The 17042-nt window shown below is 54.2% G+C and carries 21 protein-coding genes; 8 read left to right on the forward strand and 13 right to left on the reverse strand.

Annotation, left to right across the window (positions count from 1 at the left end; genetic code table 11):
- Positions 1-109: 109 nt before the first annotated feature.
- The 3 genes from OGX84_RS22795 to mdtI all read left to right on the forward strand — a co-directional run bounded on the left by OGX84_RS22795 (position 110) and on the right by mdtI (position 1073).
- Positions 110-283 (forward strand): protein YdgV, encoded by a 174-nt coding sequence (locus tag OGX84_RS22795; protein WP_012132481.1) that lies wholly within the window; start codon positions 110-112, stop codon positions 281-283.
- Positions 284-394: 111 nt separating this feature from the next.
- Positions 395-757, forward strand: coding sequence for a multidrug/spermidine efflux SMR transporter subunit MdtJ (mdtJ, locus tag OGX84_RS09330; protein WP_012132479.1), 363 nt, complete (start codon positions 395-397; stop codon positions 755-757).
- Entirely contained in the window at positions 744-1073 is a 330-nt protein-coding gene (gene mdtI, locus OGX84_RS09335) for a multidrug/spermidine efflux SMR transporter subunit MdtI (protein ID WP_012132478.1), read from the forward strand. Before mdtJ ends, mdtI begins: the two co-directional genes overlap by 14 nt.
- 45 nt (positions 1074-1118) lie before the next feature.
- Here the strand turns inward: mdtI and OGX84_RS09340 are convergent, their stop codons facing one another.
- The 4 genes from OGX84_RS09340 to OGX84_RS09350 all read right to left on the reverse strand — a co-directional run bounded on the left by OGX84_RS09340 (position 1119) and on the right by OGX84_RS09350 (position 4122).
- Positions 1119-1937, reverse strand: coding sequence for a trypsin-like serine peptidase (locus OGX84_RS09340; RefSeq protein WP_047457207.1), 819 nt, complete (start codon positions 1935-1937; stop codon positions 1119-1121).
- A 101-nt stretch (positions 1938-2038) separates the two neighbouring features.
- Positions 2039-2119 (reverse strand): small membrane protein YdgU, encoded by an 81-nt coding sequence (ydgU, locus tag OGX84_RS22800; protein ID WP_455549893.1) that lies wholly within the window; start codon positions 2117-2119, stop codon positions 2039-2041.
- Positions 2120-2207: 88 nt separating this feature from the next.
- On the reverse strand, positions 2208-2471 hold the full coding sequence (asr, locus tag OGX84_RS09345; protein ID WP_047457204.1) for an acid resistance repetitive basic protein Asr: 264 nt from the start codon (positions 2469-2471) through the stop codon (positions 2208-2210).
- A gap of 160 nt (positions 2472-2631) precedes the next feature.
- Positions 2632-4122 (reverse strand): carboxypeptidase M32, encoded by a 1491-nt coding sequence (locus OGX84_RS09350; RefSeq protein ID WP_275166266.1) that lies wholly within the window; start codon positions 4120-4122, stop codon positions 2632-2634.
- Between the two features lie 175 nt (positions 4123-4297).
- Between OGX84_RS09350 and OGX84_RS09355 the strand changes: the two genes are divergently transcribed.
- Together OGX84_RS09355 and OGX84_RS09360 are read left to right on the forward strand one after the other, a co-directional pair.
- Positions 4298-4987 carry a CPBP family intramembrane glutamic endopeptidase gene (locus tag OGX84_RS09355; protein ID WP_012132472.1) on the forward strand — a complete coding sequence of 230 codons (690 nt, stop codon included), beginning with the start codon at positions 4298-4300 and terminating at the stop codon, positions 4985-4987.
- Positions 4988-5120: 133 nt separating this feature from the next.
- Complete coding sequence (locus OGX84_RS09360) at positions 5121-5213, forward strand: KPN_01571 family protein (RefSeq protein WP_208855431.1); 93 nt, start codon at positions 5121-5123, stop codon at positions 5211-5213.
- A gap of 58 nt (positions 5214-5271) precedes the next feature.
- Here OGX84_RS09360 and ynfM read toward each other — a convergent pair whose 3' ends face one another.
- Positions 5272-6525, reverse strand: coding sequence for a multidrug efflux MFS transporter YnfM/SxtP(Kp) (ynfM, locus tag OGX84_RS09365; protein ID WP_012132469.1), 1254 nt, complete (start codon positions 6523-6525; stop codon positions 5272-5274).
- 120 nt (positions 6526-6645) lie between these two features.
- Here ynfM and ynfL point away from each other — a divergent pair, with 120 nt between their 5' ends.
- From ynfL to bioD, 3 genes are all read left to right on the forward strand, one after another.
- Complete coding sequence (ynfL, locus tag OGX84_RS09370; RefSeq protein ID WP_012132468.1) at positions 6646-7545, forward strand: multidrug efflux transcriptional activator YnfL/SxtR(Kp); 900 nt, start codon at positions 6646-6648, stop codon at positions 7543-7545.
- A 128-nt stretch (positions 7546-7673) separates the two neighbouring features.
- Entirely contained in the window at positions 7674-8894 is a 1221-nt protein-coding gene (gene mlc / locus OGX84_RS09375; protein WP_012132466.1) for a sugar metabolism global transcriptional regulator Mlc, read from the forward strand.
- A gap of 125 nt (positions 8895-9019) precedes the next feature.
- Positions 9020-9715, forward strand: a complete 696-nt coding sequence (bioD, locus tag OGX84_RS09380) for a dethiobiotin synthase (protein WP_024130350.1) — start codon at positions 9020-9022, stop codon at positions 9713-9715.
- Here bioD and clcB read toward each other — a convergent pair.
- The 8 genes from clcB to dmsB form a co-directional block, all read right to left on the reverse strand.
- Positions 9671-10960 (reverse strand): voltage-gated ClC-type chloride channel ClcB, encoded by a 1290-nt coding sequence (gene clcB, locus OGX84_RS09385; RefSeq protein WP_048902388.1) that lies wholly within the window; start codon positions 10958-10960, stop codon positions 9671-9673. The two genes, bioD and clcB, sit on opposite strands and share 45 nt — an antisense overlap.
- A 164-nt stretch (positions 10961-11124) precedes the next feature.
- A complete protein-coding gene (osmV, locus tag OGX84_RS09390) occupies positions 11125-12273 on the reverse strand; it encodes an osmoprotectant ABC transporter ATP-binding protein OsmV (protein WP_047457187.1) in 1149 nt (382 codons plus the stop codon).
- Positions 12273-12920, reverse strand: a complete 648-nt coding sequence (gene osmW, locus OGX84_RS09395) for an osmoprotectant ABC transporter permease OsmW (RefSeq protein ID WP_012132461.1) — start codon at positions 12918-12920, stop codon at positions 12273-12275. The genes osmV and osmW overlap by 1 nt, the downstream gene beginning before the upstream one ends.
- A 9-nt stretch (positions 12921-12929) precedes the next feature.
- Entirely contained in the window at positions 12930-13832 is a 903-nt protein-coding gene (gene osmX, locus OGX84_RS09400; RefSeq protein ID WP_012132460.1) for an osmoprotectant ABC transporter substrate-binding protein OsmX, read from the reverse strand.
- A gap of 27 nt (positions 13833-13859) precedes the next feature.
- On the reverse strand, positions 13860-14570 hold the full coding sequence (gene osmY, locus OGX84_RS09405; RefSeq protein ID WP_012132459.1) for an osmoprotectant ABC transporter permease OsmY: 711 nt from the start codon (positions 14568-14570) through the stop codon (positions 13860-13862).
- A 305-nt stretch (positions 14571-14875) separates the two neighbouring features.
- The gene (gene dmsD, locus OGX84_RS09410; RefSeq protein ID WP_024130349.1) at positions 14876-15490 is read right to left on the reverse strand and encodes a Tat proofreading chaperone DmsD; all 615 of its coding nucleotides are present in this window, start codon (positions 15488-15490) and stop codon (positions 14876-14878) included.
- A gap of 41 nt (positions 15491-15531) precedes the next feature.
- Positions 15532-16389, reverse strand: a complete 858-nt coding sequence (locus OGX84_RS09415) for a dimethyl sulfoxide reductase anchor subunit family protein (protein WP_112002426.1) — start codon at positions 16387-16389, stop codon at positions 15532-15534.
- Position 16390: 1 nt separating this feature from the next.
- Complete coding sequence (dmsB, locus tag OGX84_RS09420) at positions 16391-17008, reverse strand: dimethylsulfoxide reductase iron-sulfur subunit DmsB (RefSeq protein WP_012132456.1); 618 nt, start codon at positions 17006-17008, stop codon at positions 16391-16393.
- Between the last annotated feature and the right edge of the window lie 34 nt (positions 17009-17042).

Here is a 17042-nt window from a genome sequence, read left to right on the forward strand (position 1 = left end):
CTTTATAATAATGTGATTTTTGTCGGGCTGTGCTAACAAAAATCAAACGGCGCGGGTAAAGAAGTGAAAAGGTTTTGAGTTAATTCTAAGGCTGTGGTACAAATCAGACGTGTTTAACTACCGAGGACAATTTTCATCCGCGATGACGAGAAGCAACACTGCGGATAATTGTAATATTATGGACAATATGTTCAGGACGTTTTTTTCTACACAGACCGTACTTCTTCGCACTTCTTCCTCTTTCCTGCTTGCTGGTGAGCAGCACTGGCGCAACGCGCTTTAGTCCCTTACTTCTGCCTGAGCTGGCGTTACGCGCCTGGCTAATTCATTTTATTTTTTGGTTTGCTGCATGTAGCAGGCCCGAAGGACTATATTCTCAAGCAGGAGAAGCACCATGTTTTACTGGATTTTATTAGCCCTTGCCATTGCGGCTGAAATTACCGGAACGCTGTCGATGAAATGGGCAAGCGTAAGCAATGGCAACACGGGTTTTATTTTAATGCTGGTCATGATTACGCTGTCGTATATTTTTCTCTCTTTTGCCGTAAAAAAAATTGCGCTTGGCGTAGCGTATGCCTTGTGGGAAGGCATCGGTATTTTATTTATTACGCTGTTTAGCGTGCTGTTATTTGACGAAGCCTTATCGGCCATGAAAATTGCGGGTCTGGTTACGCTGGTATTCGGGATCGCACTGATCAAATCGGGTACGCGCAAGCCAGTAAACGCCGCGAAGGAGGCGACGCATGCCGCAGTTTGAGTGGGTTCATGCCGCGTGGCTGGCGATGGCGATCGTTCTGGAAATCGTCGCTAACGTGTTCCTGAAGTTTTCTGACGGCTTTCGTCGCAAGTTCTATGGCATTCTGTCGCTGGCCGCGGTGCTGGCGGCCTTCAGCGCGCTCTCTCAGGCGGTAAAAGGCATTGATCTTTCGGTGGCATATGCGTTGTGGGGCGGATTTGGTATCGCCGCCACGCTGGCAGCCGGGTGGGTGCTTTTTGGACAGCGTCTGAACAACAAAGGCTGGGTAGGCGTGGTATTGCTGCTTATCGGCATGATCATGATAAAACTGGCCTGACAGCTATGCTGCCCGTTACGGCGGGCAGCGCACGGGAACCATCATCTATTCCTGAGCCAGCGCTTCCAGCTTGTCGCGAAAGCCGGTGACGGAAATCGCGCGGTTGTCAGCCCGCCAGCGATCTTTTGCCGCTGGAGCGGAACTTTGTACGCCAATCAACTGCCAGCCAGCGTCGGTATGCAGCATTAACGGAGAACCGCTGTCGCCGGGCAGCGTGTCGCACTGGTGAGAGAGCACCGCGTTTTGCGCCCAGCCGGTAATCAGGCAATCCTGATGCGAGTAAAGCGTATCAAGATGATCTTCCGGGTAACCTGACTGCGTCACTTTGCGGTCGGCGGTTTTCAGGGCAGCGGTTAGCGCGGCTTTATCGCCTTCAAATAAGGGCAGTGGAGTAATGCCGGACGGCGGATAACGCAACACAATCAAACCAAAATCCCACGGCGCGGCGGCCGGAGGGACAATCCAGCCATCGCCATCAGGCTTTAAGCGCTTTCCCAGCGACGGATCGACCCGACCTTCAATACCGTGAATTTCATAACGCCAGAGACCTTTTTGCGATACGAAACGCAAAGCCACGGCTTTATCTGGCTTCCCTTTCGGCGGCGTTAACAAGCAGTGTCCGGCGGTGAGCGCCAGATGAGATGAAATGAGCGTGGCGGTACACAGGTTGCCGCTGGCGGTTTCCAGTTGACCAATAGCGTCCCACGGCGACTGCGTCGGATCTTCAACCTTGACCCGATCGTCATGGTCAAAAAATAACGTTTTGGCTTCACGGGTATCCGTGGTGGTATCAGCCTCATCCGCATGAGCAACAACAGGGGAAAGACAAATTACGCCCAGTAATACCGCAATGGTTTTATGCATATCACACTCTGTGTGGGTAATTATGATTATTAAAAGCAAACCCTCAGTGAATACTATAGACGTGACGGCAGGAAAGTGGGAGTAAAATCAGATAACTACACTCAGGAAATATAAAAATGCGTGGCAATAAGGGCGCATAATATAAGCATGGTGAGAATCAACTCAAAGCGGTAACGAAACACGTTAACCCTCCGAAGAAACGGCGCTAAACCCGATGATTTAGCGCCGTGTGTTATGGCGCGGGGGAGCGCCATAGAACTCGCCAGTGCCTTATGCCGCCGGTTTAGCTGCCGGTTTAGCCGCAGTATGTTTTACCGCTTTTTTGGTGTGTTTTTTCGCTGCCTGCGCTTTTTGTTCAGGCGCTTTCTGAGTCGCTGCTGCTTTGTGGTGTTTTTTGTGATGCGTGGTTTTTGCCGGTGCGGTTTTAGCGGGTGCCGCAGCCGGAGCCGTCGTGGACGTTGCCGTTTCAGCAGCAAATGCAGCAGAAGACAGACCCATAGCAGCGGCAACAACCAGAGCTAATACTTTTTTCATTCTGATACCCTCGATTTGGTTTTTTATTCAACCCCACTGCGGGGCCGGTGAAATCACTATATCGCTGTAAATCGAGGGCTTCCGTGAGTCATTGGTATCGGCGTGTAACGGTATGTACAACCGGCCCGGCAGATTGACGCTACCGGGCAAATAAGAGACATCATGACAAATAGCGTGATTCCAGATGCGCCCGGAAGTAACGGCTGCTCAACGGTTCTCCGGTGGCCTGAGCGATCAGCTGCGCGGTAGTAAAGCGACTGCCGTGCTGCCAGATATTTTGTCGCAGCCAGTCAAACAAGGCGCTGAGATCGCCTTGCGCAATCTGATTATGCAGATCCGGCAATGCGCTATGGGCGGCGCTAAACAGCTGTGCGGCATACATGGCGCCCAGCGTATAAGACGGGAAGTAGCCAAAGCCGCCGTCGGTCCAGTGGATGTCCTGCATACAGCCGTTACGGTAATCTCCCGCGGTTGACAGCCCCAGCCAGGCCTGCATTTTTTCATTCCACAGCGCGGGAATATCATCCACTTCGATGTCGCCGTTAATCAGCGCCTGTTCAATGTCATAGCGTAAGATAACATGGGCAGGATAACTCACTTCGTCGGCATCCACGCGGATAAGGCCCGGTTTCACCCGCTGATTCCAGGCAATGAAATTCGCTTCTTCAAAAGCGGGCTGATCGCCAAAGTGACGTTTAACGGCGGGAATGAGTCGTTTGAGGAACGCCGTGCTGCGACCCAGTTGCATCTCGAAAAACAGACTCTGGGATTCATGGATGGCCGTGGAGCGGGCAAACGCGATCGGCTGACCCTGCCAGGCGTGGGGCAGATTCTGTTCATAGCGGGCGTGCCCCGTTTCGTGGATCACGCCAAAGAGCGCGCTGAGTAATTCATTTTCATCATAGCGCGTGGTGATGCGCACATCTTCCGGCACGCCGCCGCAGAACGGGTGGGCGCTGATGTCCAGCCGACCGGCGTTAAAATCAAACCCTAACTGCGACATGGTTTCCAGTCCCAGTTCACGCTGTAGCGCCGTCGGGAACGGGCCGACCGGCGCAATCAGTGGCTGATGCGACTGTTTTGACACCGCGCGGTTTAACAGATCGGGAAGCCAAGTTTTGACATCCGCAAACAGAACATCCAGTTGGGCGCTGGTCATATCGGGCTCAAAAATATCCAGCAGGGCATCGTAGGGCGAACATCCTTTAGCTTCGGCGCGAAGTTTTGCCTCTTCACGGCTGTATTTCACAACCTCTTTCAGATTCTGCGCAAATCCTTGCCAGTCATTCGCCGGACGCTGACTCCGCCATGCGTGTTCACACCGGCTCCCCGCCAGTGATTTCGCCTCCACCAGTGACTCAGGCAGCAGGGCCGCCTGATGGTGCCGCCTCGCCATTTCACGCAGGTTCGCCTGCTCAACATCGTTCAAATCTTCCTGCCCGGCGGCGGCTATCCACTGCGCAACCTTCGGGTCAGTCAGTAACTGATGTTCCAGCACGTTCAGCTCGGCCAGCGCTTCGCCTCGCGCGGTGCTTCCACCGGGAGGCATCATGGTGAACATATCCCAACTGGCGATAGCGGAGAGATGCGAAAAGCGGGAGAGGCGCTGGAAAGTGCGGGTGAGTTGTTGGTAGTGGCTCTTGTTGGACATTGTTGTGTTCCCGTCGTGTTCTGCGAATGTGAGGAGTTTACCCTGATTCATACATGTTTATGCGCTGATGGCAACGATGGCAGAAATGTTGGTAGGTTGTAAGTGATAATGATACTTCTTATCATAAATGGCGGTGTCGTGAAGCACACTGGTGAAATATTAACAGGGAACAGGGATGCAACAGGAAATCGATAACGCCTATATTGTCAGGACAAAAGCAGTGTCAGGCTGCTTTTCTATGTTTATGCTGATGTTTGGTATTACATTTACGCCACTGTTTTTTACCCGCAGTGCGCAATTAATGGAAAGTGGGTTACTTTTACCGCTGATGTTTGTGCTGGAATTTCTTATTCTGGTCCCGCTGTATTATCTCTTTTTTAGAAAAAGAGACGGTCTGGGAAAAGGCACATTGAGTGCAAAGTGGTTTGTTATTTTGTTTGGCGCCATTCTGATCATCCAGTTTCTTTTACCTGCTATGTTGGGGATGAGAAAAACAGAAGCGTGGGTCATGACGCAGGTTTCATTGCATAACTACGCTTTCTGGCTGACCAACCTGTCACTGATTTTCCTCGTCCCGGTCTACGAGGAAATCGTCTTCAGAGGGTGTCTGTTCAACGCATTTCAGTACTGGTTCAATGATAAGGTGTGGGCGACGTCGCTTGTCGTTTCAACGCTGTTTGCGCTGATGCATACGCAGTACGCCGATATCAGAACATTATTGATGTTATTTTTAATATCGCAGGTGCTTATTGTCGCCAGAGTCAAATCTAAAGGGTTATTAATGCCTGTTACCCTGCATATATTAATGAATGCGACGGTGATCGGGATACAATATGGCGTTCAGGTCTTATTATCCTCCGGGTGATATTTACGGCATTCGGAAACGATATCGTCAGTGTTGCCCACCATTACAGGTAGTTTTATCTTCCGGTCTCGCTTTTGGGTATCGCGCGGGGTAAAGTCAAACCTCAACAATAAAAATAAATACACACAGCATGATGAATCCAATTATCTGGGTTATCTTTGCTCTTCTGGCACTGGATGCCGTCAGGGAATTGATGGGGGCTTCTTCCATCCTGGGATTGTGGTAATCCAAAGCGCTGGTTGAGCTGTAAAGAATGCCCGGGCTCGACCCGGGCATTCTCTTTATCAAACGTGCAGACGATGATGCAGGCGGGAGCCAACCAGCAGCGCCAGAAGCAGCATCAGCGCGATAAAACCGCCCACACCGTTCCAGCCATAGCTGTGCCAGAATACCCCGCCTAACGTCCCGGCAATGCTGGAACCCAGGTAATAGCTGAAGAGATACAGGGAAGATGCCTGGCCTTTGGCGCGTTTCGCGCGTGGGCCAATCCAGCTGCTTGCCACCGAATGCGCGGCAAAGAATCCGGCGGAGAAGAGCAGCATTCCGGCAAAAATCAGCCATAGCGACGTGAACAGCGTCATTAATAGCCCGAACAACATCACGCCGGTTGAGAACAACATCACCGGGCCGCGACCATAACGCGTCGTCATAGCGCCTGCTTTAGGCGAACTCCAGGTGCCCGTCAGGTAAGCCACCGATAAAAGCCCCACAATGGCCTGGCTGAGTTCCCAGGGCGAAAGCATCAACCGATAGCCGATATAGTTAAATAGCGTGACAAACGACCCCATTAACAAAAAGCCTTCTGCGAATAACAGCGGCAGGCCCCTGTCGCGCCAGTGAAGGCGGAAGTTGATGAACAGCGTTTTGGGGCGTAATGAAGTCGGTCGGAAATGGCGGGATTCCGGCAAGATTTTCCAGAACATCAATGCGGACGCCAGCGCGAAACAGCCGATCGCCGCCAGTGCGATGCGCCAGTTAAAAAAGTCGGTAAATACGCCGCTGATCAGACGCCCGCTCATGCCGCCAATCGAGTTGCCGCTAATGTACAACCCCATTGAGAAGGCGACGAAACTAGGATGGATCTCTTCACTTAAATAGGTCATGCCTACCGCAGCGACGCCGCTCAACGACAGGCCTATCAGCGCGCGCATGATTAAAATGCCATGCCAGCTGGTCATCATGGTGGAAAGCAGCGTACAGCAGGAGGCCAGCAGCAGCGCCGTCACCATTACAGGTTTGCGGCCGATCGCGTCGGACAACGGGCCGGTAAACAGCAGCCCGATGGCTAACATGCCGGTGGAGATGGAAAGCGAGATACTGCTGCTGGCGGGAGAGACGCCAAATTCATGGGACAGCACAGGCAGTATCGGTTGTACGCAATAGAGAAGGGCGAACGTCGCCAGCCCGGCGGAGAATAGCGCCAGCGTAACGCGCATAAACTGGGATGTACCACGTTTTATATATTGAACCGGCTGGGAAATAATGTGTTCATCAACATCGCTCGCCGTTGCGGTGTCGACAGCAGTAATACGACTCACTTGAAATCCTTGCTCAACATCCCCGTGATTATGGTGACGGGTATGACCTCAGTGCTAAGAGTAGGAAAATCAAAATATTCTGTCTAATATATTAATAATCTCAAATAATATTTATAAAATATGAATATTGAACTTCGTCATCTACGTTACTTTGTGGCGGTTGCGGAAGAGTTGCATTTTGGCCGGGCGGCTGCGCGGCTGAACATCTCTCAACCTCCGCTAAGCCAGCAGATCCAGACCCTTGAGCAGCAGATTGGCGCGCGGCTGCTGGCGCGAACCAACCGGAGCGTTGCGCTGACGGCGGCGGGTAAGCAGTTTCTGGCAGACAGTCGGCAGATCCTTGGGCTGGTGAATGAGGCCGCCGCCCGCGCGGAACGCTTGCATCAGGGGGAGACCGGCGAGCTGCGCATTGGCTTCACCTCATCCGCGCCGTTTATTAAAGCCGTCTCGGATACGCTGTCTCTGTTTCGCCAGGACTACCCGGATGTGCATATGCAGACCCGCGAAATGAACACCCGCGAGCAGATTGCGCCGCTTAATGAAGGCGCGCTGGATATGGGGTTACTGCGCAATACCTCATTGCCGGATACGCTGGACTGGGAAGTGATTCTGCATGAACCATTGCTGGCGATGATCCCCCGTGAACATCCGCTGGCGCAAAAGCCGGTCGTGACGCTGGCGGAGCTGGCGAAAGAACCGTTTGTCTTTTTTGATCCGCATGTCGGAACGGGGTTGTATGACGATATTCTCGGCCTGATGCGCCGTTACCATCTCACTCCGGCGATCACTCAGGAGGTTGGAGAGGCGATGACGATTATCGGGCTGGTAGCCGCAGGACTGGGGGTGTCGATTCTGCCCGCCTCGTTTAAACGGGTACAGCTTGATGAAATGCGTTGGGTGCCCATTGCCGAAGCGGACGCCGTGTCGGAAATGTGGCTGGTATGGCCGAAACATCATGAACAAAGTCACGCTGCGCAACGATTTCGCCATCAACTTTTAACGGCCGCAAAGCGCGCTTAATTTAGTTTAAAAAGGGATGAAAATGTGCAGTAAATCACACGGCTAAGTAAAAAGTTGACGACAACTATTGAAGTCATTCACCATAGCCCACAGATTATTTCGGAGCGCGAAAATAAAGGGAGTCAGAGGTGGTTGCTGATAGTCAGCCAGGGCATATCGATCAAATCAAGCAGACCAATGCTGGCGCGGTATATCGCCTGATTGATCAGCTGGGCCCCGTGTCGCGAATTGATCTTTCTCGTCTGGCGCAACTGGCGCCTGCCAGTATCACTAAAATTGTTCGCGAAATGCTCGAAGCGCATTTAGTTCAGGAGCTGGAGATCAAAGAGGCGGGAAGCCGTGGTCGCCCGGCGGTCGGGCTGGTGGTGGAAACCGAGGCCTGGCACTATTTGTCTATTCGTATCAGCCGTGGCGAGATTTTTCTCGCCCTGCGCGACCTGAGCAGTAAACTGGTAGTGGAGGAGTGCCTTGAGCTACCGCTGGTTTCTGAGACTCCGCTGCTTGAACGCATCATTTTTATGGTCGATCAGTTTTTTATCCGTCACCAGCAAAAACTCGAACGCCTGACCTCTATCGCCATCACCTTACCCGGTATTATTGATACTGAGAATGGCATTGTGCACCGCATGCCGTTTTACGACGATGTCAAAGAGATGCCGCTGGGGGAAACCCTCGAACACCACACCGGCGTACCGGTCTATATTCAGCATGATATCAGCGCCTGGACGATGGCCGAGGCGCTTTTTGGCGCATCGCGCGGCGCGCGAGATGTTATTCAGGTGGTGATTGATCACAACGTTGGGGCTGGCGTGATTACCGACGGCCACTTACTGCATGCGGGCAGCAGCAGTCTGGTGGAGATCGGCCATACGCAGGTCGACCCCTACGGTAAACGTTGTTACTGCGGGAACCACGGCTGTCTGGAAACGATCGCCAGCGTGGACAGCGTGCTTGAACTGGCGCAACTGCGACTCAATCAGTCAATGAGTTCTTCGTTGCACGGGCAGCCGCTGACGGTGGATTCGCTGTGCCAGGCGGCGGTGCAGGGGGATTTGCTGGCGAAAGATATCATTAGCGGCGTCGGGATGCATGTTGGCCGCATTCTGGCGATCATGGTGAATTTATTTAATCCGCAAAAAATTCTGATCGGTTCGCCGCTGAGCAAAGCGGCGGAAATCCTTTTTCCGGCAATTGCGGACAGCATCCGTCAACAGGCGCTGCCGGCGTATAGCAAACATATCGCCGTCGAAAGCACGCAGTTTTCCAATCAAGGGACAATGGCGGGTGCCGCACTGGTAAAAGACGCGATGTATAACGGTTCTTTGTTGATTCGTCTATTACAGGGTTAACATTTTTTAACTGTCGTACGAAAATTTGCGCTAACGCAAGCTGATCGCGATTGTCATACCTTAGACTTTCTCCACTGTATTATTTTCCTGGCTTATATTTTCGAAGCATAACGGTGGAGTTAGTGATGCTGAAGCGTTTCTTTATTACAGGTACAGACACTTCTGTTGGGAAGACAGTGGTTTCCCGCGCATTACTACAAGCGTTAGCGTCAGGGAACAAAAGCGTCGCAGGTTATAAACCCGTTGCGAAAGGCAGCAAAGAGACGCCGGAAGGCATGCGCAATAAAGATGCGCTGGTGTTGCAGAGCGTCTCTTCTATTGAGCTGCCTTATGAGGCGATCAATCCGATTGCGCTGAGCGAAGACGAAAGCAGCGTGGCGCATAGCTGTCCGATCAATTACACCCTGTTATCTAACGGGCTTGCCAGCCTGAGCGAAAAGGTTGACCACGTCGTGGTGGAAGGCACCGGCGGCTGGCGCAGCCTGATGAACGACCTGCGTCCGTTATCTGAATGGGTCGTGCAGGAGCAGTTACCGGTGTTGATGGTGGTGGGGATTCAGGAAGGCTGCATTAACCATGCGCTGCTGACCGCACAGGCTATCGCCAATGACGGATTACCGCTGATCGGCTGGGTGGCGAACCGCATCAATCCCGGACTGGCGCATTATGCCGAAATCATTGATGTGTTAAGCAAAAAACTGCCTGCGCCGCTGATTGGCGAACTGCCTTATTTGCCGCGTGCCGAACAACGCGAGCTGGGGCAATATATCCGTCTGTCAATGCTCGGCAGTGTGCTGTCGGTAGACCGAGTCCTCGCGTAACGTTCGCGATAAGACCGACGCCACCACGCAGGCAATCAGTAATCCGGGGAGTAGCCGATACTCCCCGGTCATTTCACAGATCATCAGCGTCGACATCATCGGCGCGTGTGTTGTTGCCGCCAGCAGCGTCGCCATTCCTGTTAATCCCAGCAATATTGCCATCTCATCCGCTCCCGGAAGCCAGAATCCCCACATCCGACCGTATAACATACCAATCGACAAGCCGATGAACAGCGTGGGGGTAAAGACGCCGCCGGGCGCACCGGAACCGCTGCTGGCGAGTACGGCGAGTAATTTGCAGATGAAGATCCCGGCGATCACGGAGAGCAGCGGCGGGGAGAGCAAAAATGACTGCACGACGCTGTAGCCATTTCCCCAGACGGCCGGCGTCAGCAGGGATAGTAAGCCAACGATGAATCCGCCCAGCGCCAGTTGCCACGGAGGCGATAATTTCAGCCGAATAAAACCGTTATGAGTGGTGGTCATTAACCACATAAACAGCGGCCCGCAGACGCCAGCCACCAGCCCGGTGCTGATAATCATCGCATATTCCCGCACATGTAAATCCAGTGACAGGTGAACCGTATAGAGCAGGGCATTACCGCCGCTGAGCAAATGGGTGGTCAGTAATGCCACGACGGCGGAAATCACAACGGGGCCCAGCGACGCCAGCATCAGCGTGCCAAACAGGATTTCCGCGATAAAGAGGCTGCCCGCCAGCGGGGCGTGATACGCGCTGGCCATCCCTGCCGCAGCGCCGCAGGCGATCCACAATTTCCACTCTTCACGCGGGGTGCAACGCTGAGCAAAACAGGATGCCGCCAGCGCTGCCAGTAAGATCATGGCCCCTTCGCGCCCGATGGCGCTACCGCTGGCGACGACCAGCAGCGAAGCAAGGGACTTCACCAGACTTGCCCCGTAATCGAATTGCCCATCTGTTTGCAGGGCTTCCATGTAGTCGGTGGGGGCATGGGGGCGTTGTTGATTCATTTTCTGCCAGCCCCAGAGCAGCGCACCTGCCGCGAGGCCGCCCACGGCGGGGGTGATCAGTCGTCGCCAGGGAGAAAGGTTTGTCGCGGCATTCACCAGGCTTCCCGTATCGTTACGTAAAAAAAGCCATTCCAGCACCAGCATGGCGTGACGAAACCCGGCTACCGCCAGTGCGGCAAGGATGCCAATTATTGTCGCGATTAACAGGCGGCGAAACATCGCTCGCAGGTCAGGGTATGTATGTAGGCGGTGCATGGGCAGACCACACAGGCATTTTCAGGAGTGTCTATTTTGCGGGTAAACAGCGCGGGACGCAAAAGCACTGCGTGCGCAGGGGGAACTGCCCGATGGCGCTTCGCTTACCGGCCCGACAAGAATGTGCTCCGTAGGCCAGGTAAAGCGTAGCTGCCATCCGGCGTTTAGCTACTTTCGTGAATATTCAGCGCCCGACGGGTGCGGCCTGAACTGAGATAATCGGCAATGTAATCCTGCGAGATTTCGCCGTTATAGCGTCCTTCCTCATCGACAATGGGCATCCAGCTGGTGTTACTCTCGTACAGTTTCGACAGCACAATACGCAGGTTGTCTTCCGCTTTTCCGGTGACGCGAAACGGGTGGATTATATCCGCGCAGGTGCCGTTGGCGTTCCTGGCTTCACGACGCTTCACAAAGCCAAGCGGCTTGCCGTCGCTATCGACAACGGTGATCGCGCGAATATCATTATCGTCCATGATGCCGAACGCCTCTGCCAGCGAGGTGGCGGTGCGGGCGGTCAGGGTGGGTTGTTGGTCGGTTACGTCGCCCGCCGAAACCAGCAGAAGACGTTTTAGCGTACGATCCTGACCGACAAATGAGCCGACGAATTCATTCGCCGGTTTTGCCAGCAATTCATCCGGGCTGGCGCACTGTATAATGCGGCCCTGGCGGAATACGGCAATTCTGTCGCCCAGCTTCAGCGCTTCATCGATATCATGGCTGACCAGCATCACCGTCTTTTTCAGCGCTCGCTGCATATCAAGAAACTGATTCTGAATCACCTCGCGGTTAATCGGGTCCACCGCACCGAAAGGTTCATCCATCAACAGTACCGGGGGATCGGCCGCCAGCGCGCGGATCACGCCGATGCGCTGTTGTTGACCGCCAGACATCTCTTTCGGGTAGCGATGCAGAAACTTTTTCGCATCCATTGCCACCATGTCCATTAACTCTTCCGCGCGACGTTTGCAGCGGGTTTTATCCCAGCCCAGCATACGCGGGACAACCGTGATGTTCTCTTCGATGGTCATGTTGGGAAACAGGCCAATTTGCTGGATCACGTAGCCAATGTTGCGCCGTAGCGTGACGGTATCCATCGCACTGGTGTTTTGTCCGTTAATGAAAATATTGCCGCTGCTGGGCGCGATCAGCCGGTTGATCATCTTCAGGGTGGTGGTCTTGCCGCAGCCTGACGGCCCAAGCAGCACGCACATTTCACCTTCCGGCACGTTCAGATTGATATTATCAACGGCGTTAAGCGGTTGGCCATTCTTCTGTGAAAAGCGTTTGGTGAGGTTTTCCAGTTTTATCATTATCGTATCCCCTTAGGTGTCAGTACGACTTGCAGGCGATGCAGCAACCAGTCGAGCACAATGGCCAACAGACAAATCATCAGCGCACCGGCGATTAACATGCGGATGTCACTCCCGCCGATGCCGTTCAGTAACAGTAACCCCAGGCCGCCAGCGCCAATAACGGCGGCGATGGCCATCACGCCGATATTCATGACGACGGCAGTGCGAATCCCGCCAAAAATCACCGGCAGGGCCATCGGAATTTCTACCCAGCGCAAACGCTGCCAGAACGTCATGCCAATTCCGCGTCCCGCTTCGCGCAAGCCCGGCGGTAAACTGTCGAGCGCGGTGTGCGTGTTGCGCACAATCGGCAGCAACGAGTAAAGAAAAACGGCGGTAATTGCGGGAAGGGCGCCAATCCCCTGACCGATCAGCGAAAACAGCGGGATCATCAAACCAAATAATGCGATGGACGGGATAGTGAGCAGCAGCGTCGCCGCCCCTAACACCGGCGTAGCCAGCCATTTATGACGAACAATCAGAATGCCCAGCGGCACGCCAATGATAATCGCCAGACCGACGGCCAGCGCAACCAGCCACAAATGCTGAAGAGTGAGGCTCGTCAGATAACCCGCGTTATCCATCATGTAATGAATCGTATCCATAAGCGCTCCTTACAGCAGACCTTTTTGTTGCAGGAATGTGCGCGCAACCTGCTGGGGTGACTGGTGATCGATGTCGACCTGCGCATTAAGCGTCGAGATGACGTCGTTATTGAGCAGCCCGGAAAGGGTATTCAGCGCATCATCCAGCCCCGGATGGGCATCCAGTATCTCTTTACGGACGACAGGCGTGACAGCGTAACCTGGGAAGAAGCCTTTATCATCTTCCAGCACCTTGAGGTCAAAACCCTTCACCCGGCCATCCGTGGTGTACACCAGACCGGCGTCCACAAAGCCGTCGCGCACGGCGTTATAGACCAGACCCGGGTCCATTTGCCGAATCTGCGGACGGTCAAGCTGCATCTGGTAGGCATCCTGCAACGGCTTCATCCCGTCGCTGCGCCCGGAAAACTCAAGGTCGAGACCTAACATCCAGTTATTGTCAGGGTCGGTCTGGCGGATGTGTTCGATTTTCGCCACCATTTCCGACAGGGTGTTGATGTTCTCTGCTTCGGCGCGTTTGCGCTGCATGGCGAACGCGTAGGTGTTATTCATATTCGCCGGGTTTAGCCATACCAGTCCGAGCTTCGCATCCAGGCGTTTGACGGTATCGTAGGATTCCTGCGGGCTCATCCGTTTATCAATGTGGTTAAAAATGATCAGGGACGTGCCGGTGTATTCCCAGGTGATATCAATCTGCTTATTCACCATGGCATTACGTGAAATCACCGCCGCAATGTTGGTGCGCGGCTGAACCTGAAAACCCTTTTTTTGCAGGTACTGCACGGTCATGGCGGAAAGGATGTGTTGTTCGGTAAAACCTTTGGTTGCAAGGATCAACGGGGCCGCCTGAGCCTGTCCGGTAACGAGCAACGCGGCGGCAAGCCATCCCAGCAGATGTTTTTTTAATGTCATTCAGCGCTCCTTATTCTTATCGTTGTATCAGGCCGTATGCGGACTGAGGATGCGGCCAAGCAGGGCAAGCAGGCTGTCGAGAATCAGCGCCACCAGAGCGGTTGCCGTTGCGCCCAGAATCAGCGTCGGGAAGTCATTGAGGTAAATACCGGGGAAAATCAGCTCGCCGTAGCTGCTGGCCCCAATCAGGAACGCCAGCGGGGCCGTACCCACATTAATCGCCGTCGCGATCCGAATCCCTGCAAGCATCACCGGCCAGGCATTGGGCAGCTCAACCTGACGCAGACGCTGCCATTTCGTCATACCGATGCCGTTTGCGGCTTCAATCAGGGAGGCGGGAACAGAACAAAGCCCGGCGTAGGTATTGCGCACGACAGGAAGAAGCGAGGCGAGGAACAGCGCGAAAATCGCCGGAACGTCGCCAATGCCGATAATCACCATCGCCAGTGCCAGTACGGCCAGAGGCGGCAGAGTATTGCCTACATTAAAGAGCTGCATTACGTATTCGGCGAATCCTTTGGCTGCCGGACGGCTCAGTAAAATGCCGCTGGGAATACCGATAACTAAGGCGAAGAACATGGAGGTAAAGACGAGGAGTAAATGCTGTTTGCCCAAATAAAGCAGATCAACCTGACGCGCTTTAATGGTTTCCAGACCCACTCCCCAGACCAGCAGCGCCAGCACAAGAGCGATCGCGCCAGTAAACCCGAGCACGCGTTTTAACGTAAAGGTGTGCATTGCGGTGTGTCTCCCTGTTTGCATGCGTTATGGCAACGAAAGAGACGTTGCGTGTTGTTATGCCATGTAGCGGCAGGGTGTTTTGAGCTATAGCAACACGTCGGGAAGGATTCCAGCGAGACAGGTATTTAAATTAGCAGGCTATGCATGCCCGTTGCTCATTTGCCCTTACAGGGCGAAGGATGTGCGCGAATGTGAAGAATTGTCTTAAAAATGGAAAGTTAAAGTGACGTTGTCACTTATCGAGAAGAGGAAACAACCGGTTTTTGACGATAAAGGCAGGGCGTACCCTGCCTGAAAAAGCGTTAGCGAAACAGTGGTTTTACGGCGACGGGGATCAGCAACTGAGACTGCCATTGCGCCAGCGTTTGCTGTGCCAGCTCACCTGCCGCCTGGTAAAATGGATGGTTTGCGCCTTCGATGAAAACCGCCAGGAAGCGCGCAGACCACGGCAACAGATGCCAGGCCAGCAGTTGTTCGCATTCGCTATGACGGCCATTTTCCGCAAGCCAGGCAGCCAACAGCAACAGGGAACCAAAATGATCTTCCGGTTCATTTTGCTGGATCTCAAACTGGATGCCGTTGTCCCGCATCCACTGGCGTAATGCCAGCGTAGACTCGCCAAACAACACGCTTTCACGGTCCAGCCAGACCGATCCCCAGGGAGGCGACGGAAGCGCCCAGGGACCGACAAACAGACGTTGCCAGGCTTGCGGGAGCGGCTCCTCGATGTCGGCCTGAAAAACCGCCGCAATTGGCGCCAGAACCTCCGGTGAAAGTGGCCACTGTGCCTGCCAGCCGTCGGTTTTTAACGCTGAAACCAACGGGGCGGCTTCGGTACTGTCTGGCGCATAATAAAACAACGCGCCCAGCACGCGTGCAGCCATAGAAAAATCGTCACGTTGTGAAAAAGAAGTCATGAAACCATCCTGAAAGGTGCGGGTTTCCCCGCACGCGTAAGTTAACCTGCAATGGCCATTCCGACGGTCATATGCAGGCCGTAAAACAATCCGCGACCTATGATTTCGCCGCCAAGCACCAGGATTAACCCCAGCAACAATCCGGCGACGTGCGGTTCTTTGCGGCGCACCAACGGGCATATCCAGCAACCCAGCCCGGCAGCAAGCAGCACTACGCGCCAGACCTGCAAGCGGCCATAGTCTGGAACCAGCGCGCTCGCCTGTTGCACGGAGCTGTGGATCGCCCCAAGCGACATGCCTTGCATGATGATTACGGCCACGCAGACTAACAGCGCCAGCACGCTGATGCTTGCGAACGTCGTGCCGTTGAATCTGGCACGCGCGGCGCGCAATATCAGCGCCGCAAATAGCGGCCCGCTCAGGAACACCGTCAGGAAGAACGCCAGCGTCGTGTAGCCATTATACCAGGTCGGAACGGTATCGATCTGATAGACCCGCGTCATTGCCCAGACAAATACCACCCCGAGTACCATGCTGACCAGCAGCCAGATTTTGCCCAGTGCTTCCGGCATTTTGCCGAGCACAGCCACCAGCCACCAGAAACCGCCTACGGCAAAAAAGACAGAGCCAGCGGCAATTTCATTACTCAGCGCGGAAGCGCCCACCCGGTTAAGCGAGTTAAACGCGCGGAACGGCGAGCCGAGGTGCATGATCGACGCCAGAAAACCCAGCCCCATGACGACCCATAAAAAGAACATGCCGCGCACAATACGCTGTCTGCTGGCCGCATCGTCTTTCGCCGCAAACCAGCCCAGACCGCTGACAATCAATGCGCCGACAACGCATTGACCGAACACCGTAAACAGCACCAGCGGCCATTCATGCCATCCATTTCCCATTTTATACCTCCTTCGGATTTGCCAGATAACCCGTGGTATCCCCGGTCGGGCGGCTGTTGGCGTTGGGTTTAATCACAATGTTCGGTCTGGTGAAGTGCGCGCCCGGCAGCGGCGCAACGGCCGCCAGCGTGCCATGTTTCTTCCGCAGTTCTTCTATCGGGCCAAAGTCCAGCGCGCGCAGCGGGCAGGACTCGACGCAGATCGGTTTTTTGCCGTCGGCAACGCGGTCATGACAGCCGTCGCATTTGGTCATGTGGCCTTTGGCGGCGTTATACTGCGGCGCACCGTACGGGCAGGCCATATGGCAGTAGCGACAGCCGATGCAGACGTCCTCATCCACTACCACAAAGCCGTCCTCGCGTTTGTGCATCGCGCCGCTCGGGCACACTTTCGTGCAGGCCGGGTCTTCGCAGTGGTTGCAGGAAATGGAAAGATAGTAGGCAAAGACATTCTGGTGCCAGACGCCGTTATCCTCCTGCCAGTCGCCGCCCGCATATTCATAGATGCGGCGGAAGCTGACGTCCGGGGTTAAATCTTTGTAGTCTTTGCAGGCCAGTTCGCAGGTTTTGCAACCGGTGCAACGACTGGAGTCAATAAAAAATCCATATTGGGTTGTCATCGGTTACTCCTTATACCTTCTCAACCTGAACGAG

It is taken from the genome of Citrobacter sp. CK202 (assembly GCF_030333225.1).
Lineage (GTDB): Bacteria > Pseudomonadota > Gammaproteobacteria > Enterobacterales > Enterobacteriaceae > Citrobacter_B > Citrobacter_B koseri.

Excerpts from the sequence above, each read along its gene's own strand:
- mdtJ (WP_012132479.1), top strand. The coding sequence starts at position 395 with ATGTTTTACTGGATTTTATTAGCCCTTGCCATTGCGGCTGAAATTACC.
- mdtI (WP_012132478.1), top strand. The coding sequence starts at position 744 with ATGCCGCAGTTTGAGTGGGTTCATGCCGCGTGGCTGGCGATGGCGATC.
- OGX84_RS09340 (WP_047457207.1), bottom strand. The coding sequence starts at position 1,937 with ATGCATAAAACCATTGCGGTATTACTGGGCGTAATTTGTCTTTCCCCT.
- asr (WP_047457204.1), bottom strand. The coding sequence starts at position 2,471 with ATGAAAAAAGTATTAGCTCTGGTTGTTGCCGCTGCTATGGGTCTGTCT.
- OGX84_RS09350 (WP_275166266.1), bottom strand. The coding sequence starts at position 4,122 with ATGTCCAACAAGAGCCACTACCAACAACTCACCCGCACTTTCCAGCGC.
- OGX84_RS09355 (WP_012132472.1), top strand. The coding sequence starts at position 4,298 with ATGCAACAGGAAATCGATAACGCCTATATTGTCAGGACAAAAGCAGTG.
- OGX84_RS09360 (WP_208855431.1), top strand. The coding sequence starts at position 5,121 with ATGAATCCAATTATCTGGGTTATCTTTGCTCTTCTGGCACTGGATGCC.
- ynfL (WP_012132468.1), top strand. The coding sequence starts at position 6,646 with ATGAATATTGAACTTCGTCATCTACGTTACTTTGTGGCGGTTGCGGAA.
- bioD (WP_024130350.1), top strand. The coding sequence starts at position 9,020 with ATGCTGAAGCGTTTCTTTATTACAGGTACAGACACTTCTGTTGGGAAG.
- clcB (WP_048902388.1), bottom strand. The coding sequence starts at position 10,960 with ATGCACCGCCTACATACATACCCTGACCTGCGAGCGATGTTTCGCCGC.
- osmV (WP_047457187.1), bottom strand. The coding sequence starts at position 12,273 with ATGATAAAACTGGAAAACCTCACCAAACGCTTTTCACAGAAGAATGGC.
- osmW (WP_012132461.1), bottom strand. The coding sequence starts at position 12,920 with ATGGATACGATTCATTACATGATGGATAACGCGGGTTATCTGACGAGC.
- osmX (WP_012132460.1), bottom strand. The coding sequence starts at position 13,832 with ATGACATTAAAAAAACATCTGCTGGGATGGCTTGCCGCCGCGTTGCTC.
- osmY (WP_012132459.1), bottom strand. The coding sequence starts at position 14,570 with ATGCACACCTTTACGTTAAAACGCGTGCTCGGGTTTACTGGCGCGATC.
- dmsD (WP_024130349.1), bottom strand. The coding sequence starts at position 15,490 with ATGACTTCTTTTTCACAACGTGACGATTTTTCTATGGCTGCACGCGTG.
- OGX84_RS09415 (WP_112002426.1), bottom strand. The coding sequence starts at position 16,389 with ATGGGAAATGGATGGCATGAATGGCCGCTGGTGCTGTTTACGGTGTTC.
- dmsB (WP_012132456.1), bottom strand. The coding sequence starts at position 17,008 with ATGACAACCCAATATGGATTTTTTATTGACTCCAGTCGTTGCACCGGT.